18 protein-coding genes are annotated in these 23,109 nt (G+C 65.1%); 7 read left to right on the plus strand and 11 right to left on the minus strand.

Annotated elements, in window-relative coordinates; genetic code table 11:
- Window positions 1-89: 89 nt before the first annotated feature.
- From VNQ78_RS12775 to lpdA, 4 genes are all read left to right on the plus strand, one after another.
- A complete protein-coding gene (locus VNQ78_RS12775; protein WP_325690293.1) occupies window positions 90-563 on the plus strand; it encodes an Lrp/AsnC family transcriptional regulator in 474 nt (157 codons plus the stop codon).
- A 181-nt stretch (window positions 564-744) separates the two neighbouring features.
- Window positions 745-3,411, plus strand: coding sequence for an alpha-ketoglutarate dehydrogenase (mdeB, locus tag VNQ78_RS12780; protein ID WP_325690295.1), 2,667 nt, complete (start codon window positions 745-747; stop codon window positions 3,409-3,411).
- An 11-nt stretch (window positions 3,412-3,422) separates the two neighbouring features.
- On the plus strand, window positions 3,423-4,679 hold the full coding sequence (locus VNQ78_RS12785; RefSeq protein ID WP_325690297.1) for a 2-oxo acid dehydrogenase subunit E2: 1,257 nt from the start codon (window positions 3,423-3,425) through the stop codon (window positions 4,677-4,679).
- Window positions 4,680-4,690: 11 nt separating this feature from the next.
- Window positions 4,691-6,064 (plus strand): dihydrolipoyl dehydrogenase, encoded by a 1,374-nt coding sequence (gene lpdA, locus VNQ78_RS12790; RefSeq protein ID WP_325690299.1) that lies wholly within the window; start codon window positions 4,691-4,693, stop codon window positions 6,062-6,064.
- 207 nt (window positions 6,065-6,271) lie between these two features.
- Here lpdA and VNQ78_RS12795 read toward each other — a convergent pair whose 3' ends face one another.
- Complete coding sequence (locus VNQ78_RS12795; protein WP_325690301.1) at window positions 6,272-7,303, minus strand: Hint domain-containing protein; 1,032 nt, start codon at window positions 7,301-7,303, stop codon at window positions 6,272-6,274.
- Window positions 7,304-7,396: 93 nt separating this feature from the next.
- Between VNQ78_RS12795 and VNQ78_RS12800 the strand changes: the two genes are divergently transcribed.
- Both VNQ78_RS12800 and VNQ78_RS12805 read left to right on the plus strand, forming a co-directional pair.
- Window positions 7,397-7,669, plus strand: a complete 273-nt coding sequence (locus VNQ78_RS12800) for a class II D-tagatose-bisphosphate aldolase non-catalytic subunit (protein ID WP_325690303.1) — start codon at window positions 7,397-7,399, stop codon at window positions 7,667-7,669.
- On the plus strand, window positions 7,587-7,910 hold the full coding sequence (locus tag VNQ78_RS12805; protein WP_325690305.1) for a class II D-tagatose-bisphosphate aldolase non-catalytic subunit: 324 nt from the start codon (window positions 7,587-7,589) through the stop codon (window positions 7,908-7,910). Before VNQ78_RS12800 ends, VNQ78_RS12805 begins: the two co-directional genes overlap by 83 nt.
- Before the next feature lie 160 nt (window positions 7,911-8,070).
- Here the strand turns inward: VNQ78_RS12805 and VNQ78_RS12810 are convergent, their stop codons facing one another.
- The 8 genes from VNQ78_RS12810 to VNQ78_RS12845 all read right to left on the minus strand — a co-directional run bounded on the left by VNQ78_RS12810 (window position 8,071) and on the right by VNQ78_RS12845 (window position 17,768).
- On the minus strand, window positions 8,071-9,570 hold the full coding sequence (locus VNQ78_RS12810) for a M81 family metallopeptidase (RefSeq protein ID WP_325690308.1): 1,500 nt from the start codon (window positions 9,568-9,570) through the stop codon (window positions 8,071-8,073).
- 20 nt (window positions 9,571-9,590) lie between these two features.
- Window positions 9,591-10,541 (minus strand): ABC transporter ATP-binding protein, encoded by a 951-nt coding sequence (locus VNQ78_RS12815; protein WP_325690309.1) that lies wholly within the window; start codon window positions 10,539-10,541, stop codon window positions 9,591-9,593.
- Window positions 10,538-11,461 (minus strand): ABC transporter ATP-binding protein, encoded by a 924-nt coding sequence (locus tag VNQ78_RS12820; RefSeq protein WP_325690312.1) that lies wholly within the window; start codon window positions 11,459-11,461, stop codon window positions 10,538-10,540. Before VNQ78_RS12820 ends, VNQ78_RS12815 begins: the two co-directional genes overlap by 4 nt.
- Window positions 11,458-12,279 (minus strand): ABC transporter permease, encoded by an 822-nt coding sequence (locus VNQ78_RS12825; protein WP_325690314.1) that lies wholly within the window; start codon window positions 12,277-12,279, stop codon window positions 11,458-11,460. The genes VNQ78_RS12820 and VNQ78_RS12825 overlap by 4 nt, the downstream gene beginning before the upstream one ends.
- Before the next feature lie 3 nt (window positions 12,280-12,282).
- Window positions 12,283-13,218, minus strand: coding sequence for an ABC transporter permease (locus VNQ78_RS12830; protein WP_325690317.1), 936 nt, complete (start codon window positions 13,216-13,218; stop codon window positions 12,283-12,285).
- 85 nt (window positions 13,219-13,303) lie between these two features.
- Complete coding sequence (locus tag VNQ78_RS12835; protein ID WP_325690319.1) at window positions 13,304-14,896, minus strand: ABC transporter substrate-binding protein; 1,593 nt, start codon at window positions 14,894-14,896, stop codon at window positions 13,304-13,306.
- Between the two features lie 75 nt (window positions 14,897-14,971).
- Complete coding sequence (locus tag VNQ78_RS12840) at window positions 14,972-16,597, minus strand: amidohydrolase (RefSeq protein WP_325690322.1); 1,626 nt, start codon at window positions 16,595-16,597, stop codon at window positions 14,972-14,974.
- Window positions 16,598-16,721: 124 nt separating this feature from the next.
- Window positions 16,722-17,768: a P1 family peptidase gene (locus tag VNQ78_RS12845; protein ID WP_325690325.1), complete on the minus strand. Its 1,047-nt coding sequence runs from the start codon at window positions 17,766-17,768 to the stop codon at window positions 16,722-16,724.
- Between the two features lie 214 nt (window positions 17,769-17,982).
- Between VNQ78_RS12845 and VNQ78_RS12850 the strand changes: the two genes are divergently transcribed.
- A complete protein-coding gene (locus VNQ78_RS12850) occupies window positions 17,983-18,768 on the plus strand; it encodes an SDR family NAD(P)-dependent oxidoreductase (protein WP_325690327.1) in 786 nt (261 codons plus the stop codon).
- A 145-nt stretch (window positions 18,769-18,913) separates the two neighbouring features.
- Here the strand turns inward: VNQ78_RS12850 and VNQ78_RS12855 are convergent, their stop codons facing one another.
- On the minus strand, window positions 18,914-20,878 hold the full coding sequence (locus VNQ78_RS12855; protein ID WP_325690329.1) for a cation-translocating P-type ATPase: 1,965 nt from the start codon (window positions 20,876-20,878) through the stop codon (window positions 18,914-18,916).
- Between the two features lie 168 nt (window positions 20,879-21,046).
- Entirely contained in the window at window positions 21,047-23,035 is a 1,989-nt protein-coding gene (locus VNQ78_RS12860) for an oleate hydratase (protein ID WP_325690332.1), read from the minus strand.
- Window positions 23,036-23,109 lie beyond the last annotated feature (74 nt).

Genomic DNA, 23,109 nt, shown 5'->3' on the forward strand with positions numbered 1-23,109 from the left:
TAAAGGGCTGCGGGAGGTGGTCCGGCATCTTGTGCCGCACCAGGGAGGCGGCGCCGCAGGCGATGCCGCAGGACGGAGGAAAAGAGGCGATGAGCCGCAGAAAAATCGACAATATCGACCGGAAGATTCTGGCTGAGCTGCAACGCGACAGCAAGCAGACCAATGTGGAACTGGCCGCCAAGGTCGGGCTTTCGGCTTCGCCCTGCCTCGCCCGCGTCAAGCAGCTTGAACGCGACGGGATCCTCAAGGGCTATGTAGGTCTCGTCTCGCCCGAGGCATTGGGGCTGATGATCACGGTCTTCATTCAGGTCACTCTGGAGCGGCAGGCGGAAAAGACGCTCGGCGTGTTCGAGTCCCGGATCCGCGCCTTTCCCGAAGTGATGGAATGCTACCTCATGAGCGGCGACAGCGATTATCTCGTCCGCGTGGTGGTGCCGGATGTCGAGGCGCTGCAGCATTTCATCGTTCAGGATCTGACGACGATACCGGACGTGGCGAACATCCGCTCCAGCTTCGCGCTGAAGCAAGTCACCTACAAGACCGCGCTGCCCGTATCCTGCTAGCTCATCGGGTCGAGTGCGCGGACTGCGCCGAACCTGACCGGCCCTCCGGCACAGCTTGCGGCAAAATCGACCATGACTGGCAGATCATGCCGCAATCCGCCCGCGCCGTAGCAGAGTTCGGCAGCTCTCGCTTGGACGCGACAGCTAGCTTGAAGCTCCCGCCAGCGTTCGGGAGGACATCATGCTGCACCAGACCCCTATCACTTCGGACAACGATCAGGATCCCGCCGAGACCCGCGAATGGGTGGACGCGCTCCGCGCCGTCACCCAGACCTCGGGCGGCGCGCGGGCGCATTTCCTGCTGCGCCAGCTTCAGGATATCGCCCGCCGCTCGGGCGTGTTCACGTCGGCCCAACCCTTTTCGGCTTATCGTAACACCATCCCGCTCGAGCATCAGGGTGCCTATCCCGGGGATCTGGCGATAGAGGAGCGGCTGACCTCGATCATCCGCTGGAACGCGCTGGCGATGGTGGTGCGCGCGAACAAGGCGTATGGCGAGTTGGGCGGCCATGTCGCCAGCTATGCCAGCGCCGCCGAAATCTTCGAGACCGGCTTCAACCATTTCTTCCGCGCCCCCACCCCCGAATTCGGTGGGGATCTGGTGTATTTTCAGCCCCATTCCGCACCCGGCGTCTATGCCCGCGCCTTTCTGGAAGGCCGCCTCGGCGAGGCGCAACTCGCCAACTACCGGCAGGAGGTAGGCGGCAAGGGCCTCTGCTCCTATCCGCATCCGTGGCTGATGCCGGATTTCTGGCAATTCCCCACCGGCTCGATGGGCATCGGCCCGCTCAGCGCCGTCTATCAGGCGCGGTTCCTGCGCTATCTGGACGGGCGCGGGCTGGCGCAAACCCAGGACCGCCATGTCTGGGGCGTGTTCGGCGATGGCGAGATGGACGAGCCCGAATCCATCGCCGGCCTGACGCTGGCCGCACGCGAGGGACTGGACAACCTGACCTTCATCGTCAACTGCAACCTGCAACGGCTGGACGGGCCGGTGCGCGGCAATGGCCAGATCATTCAGGAACTCGAGTCGCTCTTCATCGGGGCTGGCTGGAACGTCATCAAGGTGCTGTGGGGTTCGGAATGGGATGGGCTTTTCGCCCGGGACACCGATAACGCCCTACTGCGGCGCTTTGCCGAGACGGTGGATGGGCAATATCAGAATCTCGGCTCAAAGGACGGAGATTACAACCGGCAGAAGTTCTTCGACGCGGATCCGGCGACCAGGGCGCTGACCGCTCACATGACCGATGCCGAGATCCACGCGCTGAAGCGCGGCGGGCATGATTTCCGCAAGCTCTACGCAGCCTTCGCCGCCGCCAAGGCGCATAAGGGCCGGCCGACGGTGATCCTTGCCAAGACCAAGAAAGGCTATGGCATGGGCGGCGCGGGCGAATCGCGGATGACCGCACATCAGGCCAAGAAGCTGGACCTCGATGCGCTGCGCGCCTTCCGCGACCGCTTCGATCTGCCGCTGTCGGAAAGCGACCTCGAAAACCTGAACTTCCTGAAGCCGGCCGAAGACAGCCCGGAAATGATCTATCTGCATGCCCGCCGCGCCGCCCTTGGCGGCAGCCTGCCGCGACGCGTGATGCAGGGACCGGCGGCGCCGATGGTTCCGGCACGCGACAGCTATGCAGCCTTTGCCCTGCGCCCAGAGGGCAAGGAGATGTCGACCACGATGGCCGCGGTGCGGATGCTGGGCGGGCTTCTCAAGGACAAGGCCTTTGGTCCGCGCATCGTGCCCATCGTCGCGGACGAGGCGCGCACCTTCGGCATGGACAACCTGTTCCGCCAGATCGGCATCTACGCACCGCAAGGTCAGCTTTACGAGCCGGAGGATGCCGGCTCGATGATGTTCTACAAGGAGGCGGTCAACGGCCAGCTTCTCGAGGAGGGCATCACCGAGGCCGGAGCGATTTCCAGCTGGACCGCCGCCGCCACCGCCCATTCGGTGCATGGCGTGGCGTTGCTGCCGGTCTATATCTATTATTCGATGTTCGGCTTCCAGCGGGTCGGTGACCTGATCTGGGCCGCAGCCGACCAGCGCGCGCGGGGCTTCCTGCTTGGCGCGACGGCGGGGCGCACCACGCTTTCGGGCGAGGGTCTGCAGCATCAGGACGGGTCGAGCCATCTGGCCGCCGCCACCGTGCCCAATTGCCGCGCCTGGGATCCGGCCTTTGCGGGCGAACTGGCGGTGATCATGGATCACGGCGCGCGGCGCATGATGGAAGAGGGGCGCGACGAGTTCCACTATATCACCGTGATGAACGAGAACTACGTCCAGCCGGACCTGCCCGAAGGGGTCGAGGACGATCTGCTGCGCGGTCTCTATCGCTTTGGTCAGCGCGGCAACGCGCCACAGGTACGGATGGTGGGATCCGGCACCATCCTGTGCCAGGTCATCGCTGCGGCCGAGCTGCTCGCGGGCTACGGCATTGATGCGGAAATCTTCAGCGCCACCAGCTGGTCGGAACTGGCGCGCGACGCCCAGGCGGTCGAGCGGCGCAACCGGCTGGGCGGACTGGCTGCCACCGAGACCAGCCATGTCCAGCGCATGTTGCCGGGGGACGCACCGATTATTGCAGCGTCGGATTACGTCCGCGCGCTGCCGCAGATGATCGCGCCATATGTCGAGGGCCGCTTCGTCGCGCTGGGAACGGATGGCTTCGGCCGCTCGGGGACACGACCGCAGCTCCGCGCCTTCTTCGAGGTCGATGCGGCCTCCATCGCGCTTGCCGCCATCGAGGCGCTGGCGCGCGAGGGCCGGATCGAGGGCGCGATCCTTGAGCAGGCTTTGCAGGATTTCGGGACGGATCCCGCCACACCCGCACCGTGGCAGCAGTAAGGAGGGGGATCATGGCTTTGCATGAATTACGCGTGCCGGATATCGGCGATTTCAAGGATGTGCCGGTGGTCGAGATCCCGGTGAAGCCGGGCGACCTGATCGCCGAGGGCGATACCGTTCTGGTGCTCGAATCCGACAAGGCGACGCTGGACGTTCCTGCCGATCGCGGCGGGCGGGTGGTGGCGCTGGCGCTGAAGATGGCGGATCGGGTGGCCAAGGGCACGCTGGTTCTTACGCTGGAGGCCGAGGCCGAGGCGGCACCGCCGCCGCCCCCGGCGGCGACCGCCGGCCCGGTGCCTGTTGCTCCCGAGGCGGCAGCGCCGGTGGCACCTTCCGCCCCCGCGGAGCCGCTGGAACAGCCCTCGGGTATCGCGGCCGACCTGCCCCATGCCTCACCCTCGGTCCGACGCATGGCGCGGGCGCTGGGGGTCGATCTTGCGCGCGTGACCGGCACCGGCCCAAAGGGTCGCATCACCTCCGACGACGTGAACGGCTTTGTCAGGGCCGCGCTTGCCGCCCCCGCCGCCGCGCCGGCAGGTGAAGGGCTGGGGCTGCTGCCCTGGCCAAAGGTGGATTATGCCGCGTTCGGCCCAGTCGAGCGCCAGCTGTTGACCCGCATCGCCCGCATCTCGGGACCGAGCCTCCAGCGCAACGCCGTATTGATCCCGCATGTCACCAATTTCGACGAGGCAGACATCACCGACCTCGAGGCGTTCCGAAAGGCGGCCAATGCCGAGGGCGGCGCGAAACTGTCGATCCTGCCCTTTGCCGTCAAAGCGGCTGTGGCGGCGCTGAAGCGGTTTCCGGCCTTCAACGCCTCGCTCGATGGCGACGCTCTGGTGCTGAAACGCTATTACAACATCGGGGTCGCGGCAGATACGCCCGACGGGCTGGTGGTGCCGGTGGTCCGCGCGGCAGACCAGAAATCGCTGCGCGAGATTGCCGCCGAGATGGCGGATCTTGCCGCCGACGCCCGCGCCGGCCGGTTGAAGGCGCCCGACATGCAGGGCGCGACATTTACCATTTCCTCGCTGGGCGGCATCGGAGGCATCAACTTCACCCCGATCATCAACGCCCCCGAAGTGGCGATCATGGGCATGGTGCGCGCCCAAACCCGGCCCCTGTGGGACGGCGCGGCCTTCCAGCCCCGGCTCGTGCAACCGCTATCGCTTTCCTGGGATCATCGCGTGGTCGATGGCGTGGCGGCGGCGAAATTCCTTTTGGCGGTCAAGGAGATCCTCGGTGATTTCCGCCGCATCAGCCTGTGAGAGGGGCAAGCATGGAAACCGAGATCGTCGTGATCGGCGCCGGGCCGGGCGGGTATACCGCCGCCTTCCGGGCCGCCGATCTGGGCCGCAAGGTGGTGCTGGTCGACAGCCGCGAGACGCTGGGCGGGGTGTGTCTGAACGTGGGCTGCATTCCCTCGAAAGCGCTTCTCCACGTGGCCGGGGTCAAGGAACAGGCCGAAACAGCTGGCCCGCATGGCCTGCGCTTCGGCGCGGCGGAGCTCGACCTGCCCACGCTGCGCGGCTGGAAAGACCAGATCATCGGACGGCTGACCAGCGGCCTTGCCGGCCTCGCACGCCGGCGCAAGGTCACGGTAATCCGCGGCCACGCCCGCTTCAGCGACGCACACAGCCTGACGGTCGAAGCTGATGGCGGCTCGCAGATAATCCGTTTCCAGCAGGCGATCATCGCCACCGGCTCACGACCCGCGGCCCTGCCCTTCCTGCCAGAGGATCCGCGTATCATCGATTCCACCGGTGCGCTGGCGCTGGCCGATGTCCCGCCCCGGCTTCTGGTGCTGGGCGGCGGGATCATCGGGCTGGAGATGGCGCAGGTCTATCATGCGTTCGGCAGCCGCATCACGCTGGTCGAGCGGCAGGAGCAATTGATCCCCGGCGCCGACCCCGAACTGACCAAGCCGCTCTCGAACCGGCTTGCCGGGCGCTATGACATTCGGCTCGGTTGCGCTTTGGCCTCGGTCGAGGCCCGCCCGGATGCTCTGCTCGCCCGGTTCGAGGATGGTCGCGAGGAGGAGTTCGACCGCATCCTCGTCGCCATCGGCCGCCGCCCGAACGGAGAGGCCGCCGATCCCGCCCGCGCCGATATCGCATTGGACGCGCAAGGCTTCATCCCGGTCGATGCCCAGATGCGCACCAGCCAGCCGCATATCTTCGCCATCGGCGATGTGGTCGGACAGCCAATGCTGGCGCACAAGGCCGTGCACGAGGCCAAGGTCGCCGCCGAAGTGGCCTGCGGCCACAAGATCGCCTTCGAACCCCGCGCCATCCCCTCGGTCGCCTATACCGACCCCGAGATCGCCTGGGCCGGCCTGACCACGGCCAGCGCCCATGCGCAGGGGATCGCAGTCAAGGTCGCAAGCTTCCCCTGGGCCGCATCCGGCCGGGCACAAAGCCTTGCCCGGACGGAGGGACTGACGCGATTGGTGATCGATCCCGCCACAAACCGGCTGCTGGGTCTGGGTATCGTCGGCCCCCATGCGGGCGAGCTGCTGGCCGAAGGGGTGCTTGCGATCGAAATGGGTGCGGATGCCGCAGACCTCGCCCTGACCATCCATCCGCACCCGACCCTGTCGGAGACGCTGGGCCTTGCTGCCGAGGCGCATGAGGGCACACTGACCGACCTCTGATCACCGCGCCGAAACGCGCCGCGTGGGTGTTTCTGCGGTTGCGCGATGGGAGGTATCTTGGCTGCCTCACAGGATGAATGGGCCGCCGAGCTTTCGGTCGGCCCGATTTCCCCGTACCCTTGGCGAAAGCCGCCGACCATCCAGCGCAACGTGGTGCGAAAACTCCGGCCTCAAAAGATCCTCTTTTGGCACCGGTTCGTGCGGATCTCAGACAAGCGCGCGTTGATGCTCTGCGTGGCGAGCGACCAGCTTCAGTCCCTTGCGTCCCTTGACCAGCGGGCGGGCGGGCAGAGCCAAATGGCCGTGCTCTCTCAGCTCAGGGAAGAGGGTGAAGATCTCCTCCCGCGCCTGCGCTCCAATCAATTTGAGCGCTTCGGGCCCGGTGTAGAGCGATTCCGTTTGAGCTCCGCCCGAGGTGACAATCTCGTGCCGGTCGAACAGGATGTGAAAATACTCGACCTCGCGCAGGTCATCGGCAATTTCGACGCCATCGAGTTGCAGCAGTTGCTTGGCAGCGACCAGAATCTCCTCGGCTCCAAACATGCGCTGAGCAATCTTCGAGCAGACGAGAATGCGATGCTGAGGCGAAACCAGCAGGTCCTGACTGGGCACGTTGGTCCCGAGCGCCCCGGCCGAGATGCGAATGGGCCGCAGATTCTCGGGGATGCCGGTGCGACGGCCACCGCCCCTTGCCGACCCGATCCAGCGGATCGGCTGAAGACCGTTATCCCTGGTCATGACCAGATCCCCAGGCTCCAGCGTCTCGACCGGACGCGTGCCATGCGCGACGGCGATCATCGTGCCCCGCACAAAACAGGCAAACTCATCGAAGGGAATCGGCTGGTTGAAGCTGCCGGTCCCTACCGATGACGTGATACGTCCCGCGTATGCGCCGGAAATCTTGCCGTTGATGATCGGCAACACGACGGGGATCTCGCTACGCGGCCCAACATAGAAACCGACCGTCTGGAGCGTGACCCCGTCGATAATGGCCGTGTCGCCATAGTAGATCAAGCCGATCTGCTGCGGGACACCGCCAATCGTGATCGTATCTCCGCTATTGATCACAATGGCGCCGTCATTATTGACGTCGTTCACTTCGATCTGCATCACATGCGACGCCAGATCATAGGGGGGTCCACTGGAGCCATAGGCGTTACTGTCGAAGGTCCAGCCGGGGACGCTGTTTCCAAGTTCGGTAAGCTCGACGTTCCAGGCTGTTAAGATGCGGATTGCCAATTGAATCTCTATGTAAAGGTGGCTGGCAAATACTTGATTCAGCGCCGGTGCTGGTGTCAATAGAACCCGGTCGCGGTTGCAGGTCTCAGCGCCGTGTTGGGACAACTGCCGGGGCTGGTCTTCGAGGCGCATTCGACCGATTACCAGACCCGCGACGCGCTGATCGCGCTGGTCAAGGACGGCTTCGCGATCCTGAAGGTCGGGCCGGGCCTGACCTCCGTGCTGCGCGAGGCGCTTTTCCCCGGCGAGCGCAGTCAGACCCTGCGCCAGACGATGGGGCCTAATGCTCGACGCGCCCGCGAACTGGGACCGCTATTATCACGGCCCCGAGGCGGAACGCGCGCTCCAGCGGCATTTCTCCTATAGCGACCGCATCCGCTATTACTGGCCGCAGCCCGCCGCCGAAGAGGCGGTGGTCGAGCTTTTCGCGCTGCTGGGCGAGGCCGAGCTGCCCGAGACGCTGATCGGGCAATATCTGGGCGGGCTCTATCCCGATGTCCGGTCGGGCCGCCTGCGACCCCACGCAAGGACGCTGGCGCTGGCGGCGGTGGATCGGCTGGCACAGGATTACATCGCCGCCTGCTGCAACCAGCAAGGCGGCGATTGACCAGATGCGGCGGGTGCCGATGGTGGCATCCCCGTCGCGCTAAGGCGCCGCAGATGACCCGGATGATGGAAGAATGCACCTACGGGCAGGCCCCGAGTTAATCTTTCGTTCCATGCGGGGCGGACCGGCGCCTTCGGGGATCGGCGCAGTAGGACTTGCATCAACGCTCAAAGTCGCGATCCAGCGGCCAGAGCGGGCGGGGGGCGCGGAGATAGGGCCGCCGCTCGGCCCGGGGCGTCGCCAGCGCGCCCGCGTCGCAGACGATGACCTTGCCCGCAATCGGCTCGAAGGCGGCGCGGAAATGCTGCATGGATTTCAGGACCAGCACGCGCCGCCGGGTCGGCTCGATCCCGAAGGCGCGGAGCTGTTGCAGGTCCACCATCTGCTGCGCCTCGGTCACGACCAGCACCTCGATCCCGCCAAGGTCGATGACCGCCGTAGGTCCGAAACTGTGCGAAAGCCCGCCCTGAATTGGCCCGTCACCGATATAGGCCCCGTCCGAGAGCTTGCGGATGGTGCCGATCACGGTCAGCGGCCCTCCCCCGAAATACGGGTTGCCCTTGCCGCCGATGGTCAAGGTCACGGTCTCGCCCTCGGCATGGCGGTGCAACGCGGCCGCGGCCTCGGGGTCGATCATCGGGGCGAGGACCGCGCCTGTCACGCCCGCATCCATCAGCCCCTTCAGCAGCGCAGTGGAATCGCCATAGGAGCCCGCGCCGGGATTGTCAGCATAATCCGCGATCACCAGCGGCCGGTCGCCCTGCCACGCAAAAGCCTCGGCCGCGGCCTCATCGACCTCGATGAAGACATTGCGTTTCTTCGTCCGCCCATCCCAGATCGCGGCGGCCAGTTCCTCGGTCACGGCCTGCGCCGCCGCCTCGGCCAAGGGATCGCGGCTGTCATAGGTGGCAAGCACGGTCGGGCCGACGCAGAACACATCCGCGCCGGTAAAGGCGGCATTGACCGAAACCGCCTCAAGCCCCGCCTCTTCGGCCGCGATGGCGCGCTGATACAGCGCCAAGGTCTCGGGGATGTCGGTGCGGCCCGAATTCGCCTCGTCCAGCATCGGGACATGGGCGCGGATGGTCCGAGGCGCGATCTCTCCCTTCATCGCGCGGCCAAGGATGCGGGCGGCATGGGCGCCCGTCGCGCGCATGTCGACATGGGGATAGGTCTTGTAGGAAACGTAGATCTGCGCCCGCTCGACCATCTCGGGCGAGACCATGGCGTGCAGGTCCAGCGTCACCGCAATCGGGATCTGACCGCCCAGTTCCGCGCGCAGCAGGCGCAGCAACAACCCCTCGCCATCCTCGCAGAATTCGGGAACCATCGAGCCATGCAGCGACAAAAGCACGCCATCCAGCCGGTCCTTGTTGTCGCGCGCGGCCTTCAGGATCACGCCCGCGATATGGTCATAGGCCGCTCGCGTAACCTGCCCACCCGGCACGGCATGGGCGCTGATCGCGTGGATGACGTTCCAGCCGGCGGGTCGCGCCACGTCGAGGAAACCGGCGAGTTCGGTATTCGCCTCGCCCCGCGCGGCGATGGCGTCCTCGCCGTAGTAAAGCGCATCCGCCTGAAACTGCGGCAAGCCGGTGCGATAGCGCGAGAAGGTGTTGCTCTCATGCTGGAATTCGGCGGTCAGGACGGTGAAGGTCATCTGGGTCTCGGGTCTAGGGTTCAGTCGGCAAGGCGAACGCGGTGATCCGGGCCGATCGGGACCAGCATGCTGGCCTCTGGCGGCAGGCTCGGGTCGGGCCGGGTGGAAATATCGGGCGAGAAGCTGCGCCCGGCCGGAATCGCCGCCCCCTCCGGCACGCCGCGCGCCCCGGTCAGGATCGCCTCGGCATCGGGGACCGAGCCGATCAGGCGGCGGGTATAGGGATGGGTCGGCCGGGAAAAGACCGAATGCCAGTCGCCCTCCTCGACCACGCGGCCGTAATACATCACCGCGACGCGGTCGCTGACATGTTCGACCACCGAAAGGTCATGCGAGATCATGATATAGCTGAGCTTCAGCGTCTCCTGCAGGTCCATCAGCAGGTTGATGATCTGCGCCTGAATCGAGACATCGAGCGCCGAGACCGGCTCATCCAGCACGAGGATCCGGGGATTCAGCATCAAGGCCCGGGCAATGCCGATCCTCTGGCGCTGGCCGCCCGAGAACTCATGCGGAAAGCGCTTGGCATGGTCGGCTTGCAACCCGACGCGGGCCAGCATCGCAGCAACCCGGTCCTGCGCCTCGGACCCGGAGGCCAGCCCGTGCAGCTTCAACTGCGACATCAGGGTCGAGCCGATGGTCTGGCGCGGATTGAGCGAGGCATAGGGATCCTGAAATACCATCTGCGCGATCCGGGCGCGTTCCTTGCGGCCCGGTGCGCCCGGACCGTTCAACGGCTTGCCTTGATAGAGCACCTGCCCCTCGGTCGGCTCCTGCAGGCCCATGACCGTCAGCGCGGTCGTGGACTTGCCGCAGCCGGATTCGCCGACGATCGAGAGGCACTCGCCTTCGTTCAGGGTCAGGCTCACGCCCTCGACCGCGCGAAGGATGCGGCGGGGGCCGAGAGGGGTCCGGCGGGGCAGGTTGAAATGGACCGTGAGGTCGCGGATCTCCAGCAACGGCACACTCATGCCCCCGCCCCTTCGACAAGGCGCGGGCCGCGCGGGGTGATGAGGGTCGGCATGTCGCGTCCGCGATCCTTGGCCGCGACGACCTCCTCAAGCTCAGTCAGGCGACCGCGCTGGCCCGGCTCACGCGAGCCGAGGCGCGGCCGGGAGGCCAGCAACCCGCGCGTATAGGGATGCAGCGGATTGGTGAAGATGTTGCGGGTGTCCTGCTCCTCGACCAGCCGGCCCCGGTCCATGACCCCGACGCGCTGGCACATATTGGCGATGACGCCGAGGTCGTGGCTGACCAGCAGGACCGCCGTGCCCTCGGCCCGGCAGAGATCGGCCATCAGCTCCAGCACACCCGCCTGAACCGTCACGTCCAGCGCCGTCGTCGGCTCATCCGCGATCAGCAGGTCGGGACGGCAGGCCAGCGCAATCGCGATCATCACGCGCTGGCGCATCCCCCCGGAGAGCTGATGGGGATAGGCGCGGGCGCGTTCCTCGGGCGCGGGCACGCGGACACTTTCCAAGGCCTCGACGGCCTTCCGCCGCGCCTCGGGCCAGCCCATGCCGCGATGGATCACGAACATCTCGGCGATCTGGCGACCGATGGTGACAAGCGGATTGAGCGCCGTCATCGGCTCCTGAAACACCATGGCGATGCGGTCACCGCGCAGCTGGCGGCGTTCGCGCGGGCGCATCCCGAGGAGGTCGCGACCCTGAAAATGGATAGTCCCACCGGTCACGGTCAGGGGCCGCTTCAGCAGGCCCATGATCGCAAGGCCGGTCACGCTTTTGCCGGAGCCGGATTCGCCCACCAGTCCGTAAGCCTCGCCCGGCAGGATGTCGAAGGAGACGCCGTGCAGGATCCGGTGACTGCTGCCGATGCCGAGGCGCAGGTCGCGGACCGACAGGATGGGATCGGGAAGAAGATCGCTCATGCCTTGCGCGTCCTCATATGGGGGTCGAGCATGTCGCGCAGGCCGTCACCCAGCAAGTTGAAGCCCAGCACCGTCGCAAAGATCGCAAGGCCCGGAAATATCGCGGCCCAGGGGGCCGTTCGGATCAGCTCGCGCGCGTCGGACAGCATGTTGCCCCAGCTTGGCTGCGGCGGGCGGATGCCGACGCCAAGGAAGGACAGCGCCGCCTCGGACAGGACCGCGCCGCCGATGCCAAGCGTCGCGATGACCAGCACCGGGCCAAGGATGTTCGGCAGGATCTGGGTGCGCATGATGTTGAGATCGCCGAAGCCCGCCGTCTTGGCGGCCTGAACGAAGCCCTGATTTTTCAGGGACAGCGTCGAGGAGCGCGCGATGCGGCAGGTCCAGGACCAGTTGGTCAGGCCAAGCGCGATCAGCAGGCTCGGCAGCCCCGGACCCAGCACCGCCATGATGGCCAGCGCAAAGACCAGCGACGGGATCGCCAGCATGACATTGGTGAGGCCGTTCACGAAATCGTCCCACCAGCCGCCGAAATACCCGGCCGAGACGCCAAGCGACGTTCCGATCACCGAGTTGATGAGCTGCGAGATCAGCCCCACCGTCAGCGAGACCCGCGCCCCGTAGAGCACCCGCGAAAAGACGTCGCGCCCCTGCCCGTCCGTGCCCATCCAATGCTCCCAGCTTGGCGGCATCTCGGAGCTCATCAAATCCGCGTCCATGATCGGATCATAGGGCGCGACATGGCCGGCAAGGATCGCGCCAAGGACGACCAGAACCACCAGCACGAGGCCGAGGGTGAAGTTGAACCGAAGCACCATGGCTCAACCCACCTTGATGCGCGGATCGATCAGCGCATAGGTGATGTCAACCAGCATGTTGATGACCAGAAACCAAAGAACGATCACCAGCACCGCCCCCTGCACCACCGGAATGTCCCGTACCGAGACGCTGTCGACCAGAAGCGAGCCGATGCCGGGCCATGAGAACAGCTTCTCGACAACGATGGCCTGTCCCATCAGCGCCCCGATCTGCAACCCCATCGTCGTCAGGATCAGGACGAGGACGTTGCGGGCGACATGGCTGCGCACCAGACGCGGCTCGGCCAATCCCTTGGCGCGGGCGGTGCGGACGAAATCGGCGTTCATCACGTCAAGCACCCCCGCCCGCGTCGTTCGCGCCAGCAGCGCCATGGGCGAGACCCCGAGCGCGATGGCGGGCAGGATGATGTGCCGGATGCTGCCCGGCTGATAGCCGAAGCTCGGCAGCCAGCCGAGATTCAGCGCGAAAACATACATCAGCAGCAGCCCGAACCAGAATTCCGGCAGCGACAGGCCCGAGACCGCGACGACCATCGTGCCGCTGTCAAAGACGCTGCCCGGCTTCAGCGCGGCAAGGAAACCAAGCGGGATGCCCACCACAGCCGCGAAACCCATCGCGCAAAGCGCCAGCTTGATCGAGGGCCAGAGCCGCGGCTCGATCACGTTCCAGACCGGCTCGCGGGTGCGATAGGAAATGCCCAGATCGAAATGGGCAAGCCCCCAGAGATAATTCCAGAGCCGGACCAGCAAGGGCTGATCCAATCCGAATTGCTCGTTCAGATGCGTCAGCACCTGCGCATTGGTGGCGTTGCGCCCCTCGGACATCAGAGAGGTGATGAAACTGCCGGGCACGACGCTGAAGATCACGAAGATGATCAGAACGACCGCCAGCATGGTGGGAATCATCTGCAGCGTCCGGCGAAGGATGAAACGCATCATCTGCGGATCCTGCCTTTCCTTGGATTTGCGCGGAAGGCTGGAAAGGCCCGGAAACCCGGACCCCTCCCTGCCGATCGCTCAGGCGTTACTGGCGTGCCGTGGGGGCGTTTTCGTCGACCCAGATGTCCTCGTAATCCTGAATCGCCAGCTCCATCGCATTCGGCTTCAGCCCGTGGACCCAGGGCTGATAGGCCATCACGGCCTTGTTGTAGTTGAAGAACCAGACCGGCGCCTCTTCCTGGAACAGGTTGTTGGCCTGCCGCAGCAGGTCGTTCTGCTTGGCCGGATCGGTCTCTTGTCCGGCGGCCTCGAGCAGCTTGTCGTATTCGGGATTAGCGAACTTGACGTAGTTGCAGGCCGATTGCGAGGTCGTCGACTTGAAGCAGGTCAGGTATTTCAGCGGATCCGGCCCCGAGGAGTTCGACCAGATATAGGCCTCGAAATTATCCGACAGGATCTTGTCGGACAGGACCGAGCCGTCGACCGGGTCGGTCGTGACCTCGACCCCCACCTTCGCCAGCATCGGGATGATCGCCTCGACGATGGGCAGGCCCCAGCTTTCATTGTCGGTCGCGGTGACCGCAAACTTCAGCCCGGTCTCATAGCCCGCTTCCTTCAGGAGCGCCTTGGCCTTCTCGGGGTCGTAGGCATAGGGCTTGGCGTCCTTGTCAAAGGCCGGGGAGGAGGTAGGAAGCCATGAAACCGCCGGATACGCCTTGTTTTTCAGCAGCTTCTGGATGATCAGCTCACTGTTGATCGCGTGGTTGATCGCCTGACGCACACGCTTGTCCTTGAAAGCCTCGACCTTGGGGTTGAAGCCGATATTGCGGGTATAGACCTCGGCCACCTCGAGGATATTGTCCTTCAACGCCGGATCCTGCGTATAGGCCTCATACTGGACGGGGCCGAGGACGTTCGCGTCGATCTCGCCATTGCGGAAGGCGACGTCGCGGGCCGCGGCCTCGCCCATCAGCATGATGTCGAGCTTGGCGAGATGCGGCTTGCCCTCCTCGTAATAGTCGTCGAACTTGACCAGCTCGACCTTGGAGCCCGGAACGTAATTCGCCAGCTTGAACGGGCCGAGGCCGTTCGGCTTCGAGGCAAGCTGATCTTCGGGATAGTCCTTGGAATAGATCGGGGCATAGTTCGACATCAGGTTCCAGCCGGGATCGGCCAGATTGGTGACGGTGATCTCGACCGTCTTGTCGTCGATCTTCTTCACGCCCGCGATATGGTCGGCGGTGCCCGCCTGAAACTCGGCCACGCCTTCGATCTGCAACATCTGCTCGGCGCCCGGCAGGGCCTTCTTCGGATCGGCGAGGCGGTTGTAGGACCAGACCACGTCATCGGCGTCCAGCTTGTCGCCATTGTGGAAGCTCGCGTCGCGCAGCTTGTAGGTATAGGTCTTGCCATCCGCCGATTTCTCGACCGACTCCGCCAGATCAAGCTCGGGCTTGCCGCTCTCTGGGTTCCATTTGTAAAGCGAGCGGTTCAGTGCCTTGGCGACGATCTCGTCCTGTGTATGCGGCGTCGCCGTAATGTCGAGCGAGGTGATGGAATTGCCGTAGGGCGCGGTGAAGACGAAGGTTCCGCCATCCCTCGGGGTCGCATCCTGCGCGAGCGCGGCCGTCGCCGTTCCAAGCGCAAGCGCCGCCATCAGGCTAAGTCTGGTCAGCATGGTCTCTCTCTCCCTGTTGGGGCAATTCCGCCCCCGTTCGTTGGTTTCTGGCCAGACACCTCCCCGCGCCCGGCCTCAGCTTCTGTCGTGGACGATGCGTCCATCCAGAATGGTCATCTCGCAACGGGTATGATGCAGGATCGTCTCGGGGTCGGCGGCCAGCAGGTCGTGATCGAACACCGCGACATCCGCCAGCATCCCCGGCTCCAGCCGGCCCTTGACCGCCTCCGCGCCCTGCGAATACGCACCATGTTCGGTATAGGCGCGCAGGGCTTCCTCGGGCGTCAGGATCTCGGAGGCATCCATCACCGTCCCCTTGTGGGTCTTGCGCGTCAGCATCGCGTAGATGTCGGGGAAGGGGTTGGGCGAGCAGACGGGCGAGTCGCTGCCGGTCGATGGCTTCAGCCCCAGCCGGTCCCAGGTCGCGATGGGATAGGAGCGCAGGCCCCGCTCCGGTCCCAGAACCGAGACATAGGCGTCGCCGAAATCATAGATGAAGGCCTGCTGCGGCGCGGGCAGGATGCCCGCCGCCACCATGCGCTGATTCATCCCGGCATCGGCATAGCCGCAATGCTCGATCCGGTGGCGGTGCTGGTGATCGGGATCAGCGGCCCGCACACGCTCATAGGCCCGGATAAGCTGGTCGATGGCGGCATCGCCGATGCCATGGCAGACCATGGTATAGCCCATCGCCGTATAGCGATCGACCAGTTCGAAAAGCTGGTCGTCCGGCAACATCTGGACGCCGTAATTGTTGGTCTGCCCGCGATAGGGCTGGCGCATCCATGCGGTGCGCCCGCCCGCCGAGCCGTCGGTGAAGATCTTCACCCCGCCGATGCGGAACATGTCATTGCCGACCCCGGTGACAAGGCCGACCTCATGGCAGGGCTCGACGATGGAGGAGCCCGGATCGCCCAGCAGCGTCGCCCAGACCCGGACCGGCAGGCGGCCATCGCGCAAGGCGAGGTGATAGGCCCGGATCTCGGTCATGCCGTCGATCTGGCCCGTCGCCGCATCCATGCAGGAGGTGATGCCGAATTGCGCGAGGTGCTGGCCCCCCGCCTCGATCGCGTCGATGATTTCGTCAAGCGATGGCGTCGGCTGCACGTTATAGACGAGGTTCTGCGCGTTTTCCGCCAGCATCCCGGTCAACTGCCCATCCTCGCGCCCGATAAGGCCGCCATCCGGGTCGGGCGTCCCGGCCGTGATGCCTGCCCGCGCAAGGGCCGCCGAGTTCACCACCGTGACATGCCCGCAGGCGCGCGTCACCGAAACCGGGTGATCGGGCAGCGCCGCATCAAGCTCCTGCGCGGTCGGCATCAACCCGTCGGGATAGCGCGTCTGGTCAAAACCCCGCGCGCGGATCCAGTCGCCCTTGGGCGTCTCGGCGGCGCGGGCTTGCAGCGCGCGGAACAGAGCCTCCCGCGTCGGTGCAGCATCGGCGGTGGCGTCAACCTGCCCGCGCAGAAGCCCGGTCGAGATCAGGTGAAGATGCGCGTCGATCAGCCCCGGCATCGCAAAGCGCCCGGCGAGGTCGACGACCTTCGTTCGCGGCCCGATCAGCGGCGCGATCTCGGCATCACTCCCCAGCGCCAGAATCCGGTTGCCCGCAATTGCCAGCGATTCCGCCAGCGGCATCCCGTAACCCGGCCAGATTTTCCCACCCCGAAGCACGAGATCGGCAACGATCGCAAAAGTCATGGTAAAGCTTTCATCCCTGTGTCGGTCCGGTGGCCGGATCGGTTGTTTAGACAAAATGCTCCAGTTTCCGCATCAAGCTGTCAAGCTATTGTCGGGCAAGCCCTTTGCAAAGCTGCGAGACCCGTCAACGCTGCGCACCAGAAGCCGCCCGCAACCAGTCCGTCAGCAAGGGTGGGACGGGACCGCCGCGACCGGGAACGGCGGTGGCGGCGCAAAGCGCGTTCAGGATCGCTTCTTCGGTGCTTTCGCAGGCGGCGCGGAACAGATCGTCGATGCGCGTATCGGACAGGCGCTCCAGCGGGATCGTGTCGCCTTGTGGCATATGCGGCACGCGGTTCGCGGTGGTGAAGCCCAGCACGATATCGCCGCTGCCATGCCCCCAGAATGCCCCCACCCGCGCGATCCCTGCCCCGGCCCGGCGGCAGACCCGCTGCAGCTGGCGCTGGTCCACCGGGGCATCGGTGGCGAGGATCACGATGATCGAACCCTGCTCGGGTCGCGGCGGGTGGCGCGGGTGGCGGGGGTCGGGGCGGCGCCCATCGGGCAGGACCAGATCCCCGGCGCGACCGAAATTCGCCAGCACCAGCGCCCCCAGATGGCAGTCCCGCCCCGCGATCCCTATCCGGCGCGAGGCCGTGCCGATCCCGCCCTTGAAGCCGAAGCAGGACATGCCCGTCCCCGCCCCGACCGAACCCTCGGCAACCTCCGCCACGGCGGCCTCCAGCGCCGCCAGCGCATCCGCCTCGGTCACGGCAAGCGCCTGAATATCCGAGAGCGGCCCGTCATTGCATTCGCAGACCACCGCGTTCACGGTCGAGGTCTCGCGCCCGATCGCGGGGTTCTCGGCAATGGCGCGGCGGACCAGCGCATTGATGCAGGTGCCGACGCCGAAGGTATTGGTCAGCAGGATCGGGGTCTCGAGCGTGCCGAGTTCCGCCAGTTGCACCAGCCCGGCGCTTTTGCCGAAGCCGTTGATGATCTCGACCGCGGCGGTCAGCTTGTCGCGGAACAGGTTCCCCGGCTGAGGCAGGATCGCGGTAACGCCGGTATTGATCCCTTCCCGGCAGAGAGTCCGGTGCCCTACACCGACCCCCGGCACGTCGGTGATCGCATTCCTCGCACCCGGCGGCATCATACCCGCCACCAGTCCCCATTCGCGCGCCCGTGCCATGGCCCCTCCCCGTCTGTTGCGAAATCGCTCGCGGCAGCATCGGTGTATATGGCTGTTTGGGCGAGTGAAAAATCTCGGCCCCGGAAACTCATGCGGGGACATTGCGCTCGTCACGAGGCTCTGTTTCAAGAACGCATGAGCCCGCGGAAGGACATGAGGACCACCGGGCTGAACGGGCGATCAAACGCCGTGACAGAACCGAGGGAGGAAAGTTTTGGATAAAGACGCAACAGGCGTGGCGCTGATCACCGGCGGCGCCGACGGGGTGGGACTGGCGACGGCGCTGCGCTTCAAGCAGGCGGGCTTTGCGGTCGCCATCGCCGACATCGATCCGGGGAAAGCGCAGGCGCGCGTCGATGAGGGCGCTGCTGATCTGGCCCTGGGATGCGACGTATCAGATGAGGCCTCGGTCAAGGCGGCCATCGCCGCGCTCGAGGAGCGTTTCGGACGGCTGGATGCCGTGGTGAACAATGCGGGCGTCGGCAGCGCGCACAAGCCGACCCTCGAACAGGAAACGGCCGAGTTCACGCGGGTTCTCGAAGTCCACCTGCGCGGGACATTCCTGGTGTCGCGCGAAACCATCCCGCTGATGCTCAAATCGGGTGGTGGCGCCATCGTCAACATCTCGTCCATCGCTGGCGTGGTGGGCCTGCCCAGGCGAAACGCCTATGGCGCGGCCAAGGCCGGGATCTCGCAGATGACGAAGTCGATGGCCTGCGAGTTCGCGGCGCGGGGCATCCGGGTGAATGCGGTGGCACCGGGCTTTACCGCGACCGCTTTGGTGACGAAGCTCAGGGACCAAGGGTTCGTCGATTTCAACCGCCTTGCGTCGCGCACCCCGATGGGACGGCTCGCCGAACCGGCAGAGATCGCCGAGACGATCTATTTCCTTTGCTCGCCGGCGGCGAGCTACGTCACCGGCGCGGTGCTTTCGGTCGACGGCGGCTGGTCCGCCTTTGGGGATGCCGGGCTGGCCTATGACGCGGAGGCCCCGGAATGATCCGGCGCGTGAGTTAGCTCGCGTAAGGGAGGGGCGGTTCCTAAGCGTCGGGGTGAACGCCCCCACGCCAACAATGTGCAAAGATAGTGGGCCTTGAAGCGCCGCGTCCCTCGGGTCGGCCGATCGCCGACCTCTATCGCGAGGTTCATTCCTGGCTGGCGACCGCGCGACCTCCGGCATCATATCCTTGCGCGATAACCCGCCGCCCCGCAGATTGCCGCATATCGCGGATCGGATCGTTCAGAAGCCTCAGGCCGTTGAGAACGACAAGGACGGTGCCGCCTTCGTGCCCCAATACCGCAAGCGGCAAGGGCAGCTCGAAGAAAACCGCTCCGGCGACCAGCACCAGCATTGCCCCGATCGCAAAGACGAGGTTCTGCCGGATGATCGTCGCGGTGGATCTGGAAAGGCGGTGCGCCGCTGCGAGCCGTTCCATGTCCTCCGAAAGCAATGCGACATCGGCGGCCTGAAGGGCGACTTCGGAACCCGCCGCCCCCATCGCGATACCGACATCGGCACGCGCAAGCGCCGCGGCGTCGTTCACCCCATCGCCGACGAAGGCAACCGTCCCCCCGCCGCTCATTTCGCCGACAAGGCGGACCTTGTCCTCCGGCAACAGCTCCGAGTGGATTTCGTCCGGTTTCAATCCCAGAGAGGCACCGATGCGCAGCGCGACAGGCCGCCGGTCGCCTGTCATCATGGCGATGGTCTTGACGCCGCTCGCGCGCAGCGCCGCAAGAGCGGCCACCGAAGTATCACGCAGCTTGTCGGCGATACTGACCGCCCCGAGGATCTGCGCCCCGCGCCCCAGATAGACCACCGTTTCGGCCGTATCCTGCAGCGCCCCAAGACCGTCCTGATCGGGCGAGGCACCCATCAGTTCCGCCATGCGCCGGTTTCCGGCCCAAACCGGGCCAATGGCATCGCGCCCGGAGATGCCGGCGCTCGGGATCGCTTTCACGTCAGACACGTCGCGCAGCACCAACCCGCGCCGCGCGGCTTCGCGCCGCATCGCTTCGGCAATATGGTGTTCCGAATGCGCTTCGACACTTGCGAGGGTGGTCAGGAAGGCGGTCTCGTCTCCATCAAGCGCGACGATCCCCGTCACCTCCGCGCGTCCCGTCGTCAACGTCCCGGTCTTGTCGAAGGCGAATGTGTCGACGGCGGCCAGCGTCTCGAGAGCCGCGCCGCCCTTGAACAGCACGCCACCGCGGGCAGCGGCGGACAGCGCCGACAGGATGGCGGCGGGCACCGAAATGACGATCGCGCAGGGGCTTGCGGCGACCAGCAATGTCGCTGCGCGATAAAGCGCGGTCTCCCAGTTCTGGCCGAGCAGGTAGAATATGCCAAGGGCAATGACCGCCCCCACGAGAACCGCAACCGTATAGCGCTGGCCGAACCAGGAGCTGAACCGCTCCGACGGGGCCTTGGCGGCCTGAGCCTCGGTGACCAGCGCGATCATCCGGGCGACGGTGCTTTGTTCCAGCGTTCGGGTCACCTGCACCTCGAGCACGCCGTCGAGATTGACCGTCGCCTCGAATACCTTGCCGCCGGGTTCTTTTGCGACCGGCATGGACTCGCCCGTAATCGTCGACTCGTCCAATGCGCCCCGGCCATTGGTGATGACGCCATCGGCGGGAACCCGTGCGCCGGGGCGAAGGATCACGACATCGCCGACGCCAAGCGAGGCGGCCGGCACTTCACTCACCGTGCCATCGCTGGATTTTCGGAAAGCGGTTTCCGGGCGCAGCGCCATCAGCGCCTCGATCGCGCGCCGAGCCCGTCCCATGGCGCGTTCTTCCAAGGTCGTCGAGAGGCTGAAAAGCGTCAGCAGGACCGCACCTTCGACGGCAGCCCCGACAGCCGCCGCCGCAATCGCGGCGACGATCATCAGCAGGTCGATGTCGAGGATATGCTCGGTCCATAGCGCCTTCAGCGCGCGCCAGCCGACGGGAACGCCTCCGGCCAGATAGACAAGCGCCGAGCCGAGACCAATCGCCTGCAATCCCGCATCACCGCCCATCAGCCATTTGCCGGCCAGGGCGGTCAGCAGTCCGATGACGGTCGCGGAAGTCAGGGCGATTGACGGGTTGAAAGCAAATCTGGGCACTTCGATGCGACCTCATCCTGTGAAACGCTGTCGGGAGCTGCCTCGATATTTATGATCTCGGCCTTCGCGATTGAAGGGCATGAGAATGAAGTCGCGACGCTTGCCATAGCAGATTGCCCCGGTTCTCGCCGACCCGGGGCAATATGGGCTTTGCCGGACAGGGCCGAATTACCGGTTCCTGTCGCGCAGGTTCGATCTGAACTGTTCGATCCAGCCGGCGACAGTGCCGAACGCCTGGCTTCCGGCACCCAGCACGGCCTGCAATTCGACCTCTGCCTTCTCGCGCATCGACGTGTCGACCGCTTTCTCTGGCAGCGGCGGCAGGATATGCGAGAAATAGGTCTTGTCGAGCAGCCGGTGCAACAGGCGCTCGCCAATGAAGGGCTCTCCATTGTTGATGGCGCGGGCCGCTTTCAGCAATGTGCGGATATCATATTGGGTCGGGCTGATATCCGGCACCTTCTTGCGCAGCCCCAGCAGCGTGTAGACGCCGATGCGCGCCGTCCTGATCGAACTGTCCATGGTAAAGATGATGTCGTTCGAGGTCTCGACGAACTGACCCAGAAGGGCGAGGTTCGTGCAGCCTTTCGGCACGACATGCGGGCGGTCGCCCGCCGCGCGGGGCATGAACATCGAAGTGATATAGGGCATCAAGGCCAGCCGCGCCTTGGTATTCGCCACCACCGCATCAAGCTTGTCCTCGATGCCCAGATGATAGCAAAGCTCGGCCAGAATTTCCTTGCCGGTGCAGGCAGGCATCGGCTTCTTGACGTAATTGCCCTCCTTGTCCATCAGCAGCGCATATACCCACAGCACCAGCACATCCTTTGGCTGCTCGGGGAAATGCGGCTGGCGATTGCAGGTAAAGCTCAGCACCCAATTCGAATCCGTGAAGGTGATGATCCCGCCCGTCACGGTCTTGCCCGAATAAGGGTCGTTGACGGACAGCTCCTTCAGACGATCGACAAGGGGCGAGGGCTTGCAGGTCAGTGTCACCGATTCCCACATCGAGCGATCGACATTGCCATAGAACTTCTCGGGCTTGCCGAAAATCGGGGATTTCTTCGCCATATTCGTCCAAAGCGCCCAGTCGCTGCCCTCGCCCGGGTCGGACTTGTCACGCTCAAGCACCGGGGCGTTGTCCATGTCGCCATAGGCCGTGCCCTCGGTCATCGATCCGGTCAGAGCAAGAACCACATCCTTGGGCTTCACCGCAATCGTCGCGTCCTTGCCGGCGACCTTGCAGCGGATGGCGGTAACCGTGCGCGTCTCGCCCTGACCGGTCCCGCCGGTCTGAAGGTCGAGATCATAGGCCCGCGTGTCGAACTGGATCTTCACCCCTTTCGCGCGCAGGTGGTCAACGAGGGGCCGGACGAAACTGTCGTACTGATTGTATTTCGGAAAGACGAGCGCCGACATGTCGGCCAGCCCGTCGATCGCATCGAGGAACCGATGCATGTAGAGCTTCATTTCCAGAAGGCTTTGCCAGTTCTCGAAAGCGAACATCGAGCGCCAGAAAAACCAGAAATTGGTTTCGAGGAAACCGGGGCTGAAATATTGCTCGATGGTGATGTCGTCGAGATCCTCCTTGCGCTTCAACAGCAGCCGGATGAGTTCCCATTGCTGCGAGCGTGACAGGCCGAGCGTCGAGAAATCACGGATCTCTCCGCGATTGTGCATGAGGCGGGCCTTGGAGAAGTTCGGATCGTTGTCGTTGACGAGGCGATACTCGTCGAGGACGCTGTAGCCTTCGGGCAGTTCCAGCGCCTGGACGTCCTGGAACATGTCCCACAGGTTGTCATAGTTCCAGTTCATCTCGCGGCCGCCGCGGATGATGTAGCCATCTGCGGGATTGCCCGCGCCGTCCAGTGAGCCGCCCTCGATCTCCAATGCGTCGAGTATGGTGATGTCCTCGCCCGCCATGCCTCCGTCACGGATCATGTAGAAAGCGGCGGCAAGGCCCGCGATGCCACTGCCGATGATCCAGGCCTTGCCCCCGTCACGGGGCGGAACCGGCACCGGGCGGTTGCGCATATAGGCGCCCATCATGTCGGGCGGCGGCAAGGTGTTTTCGGGTCGGTTCGACCAGTAGCCGGAGGTCGTGTCGGCCTCGACTGCGAAATCTCTGCTGGGGCTGTCAGGGTCATTGCCAGACATGGATGCTCTCCATCGGACTCTGTTAATCGGCTTGGGGTAGCGACAGTGAGTAGCGAATTTCCGACATCATCTGC

The sequence above is a fragment of the Paracoccus sp. (in: a-proteobacteria) genome (genome assembly GCF_035556475.1).
GTDB lineage: Bacteria > Pseudomonadota > Alphaproteobacteria > Rhodobacterales > Rhodobacteraceae > Paracoccus.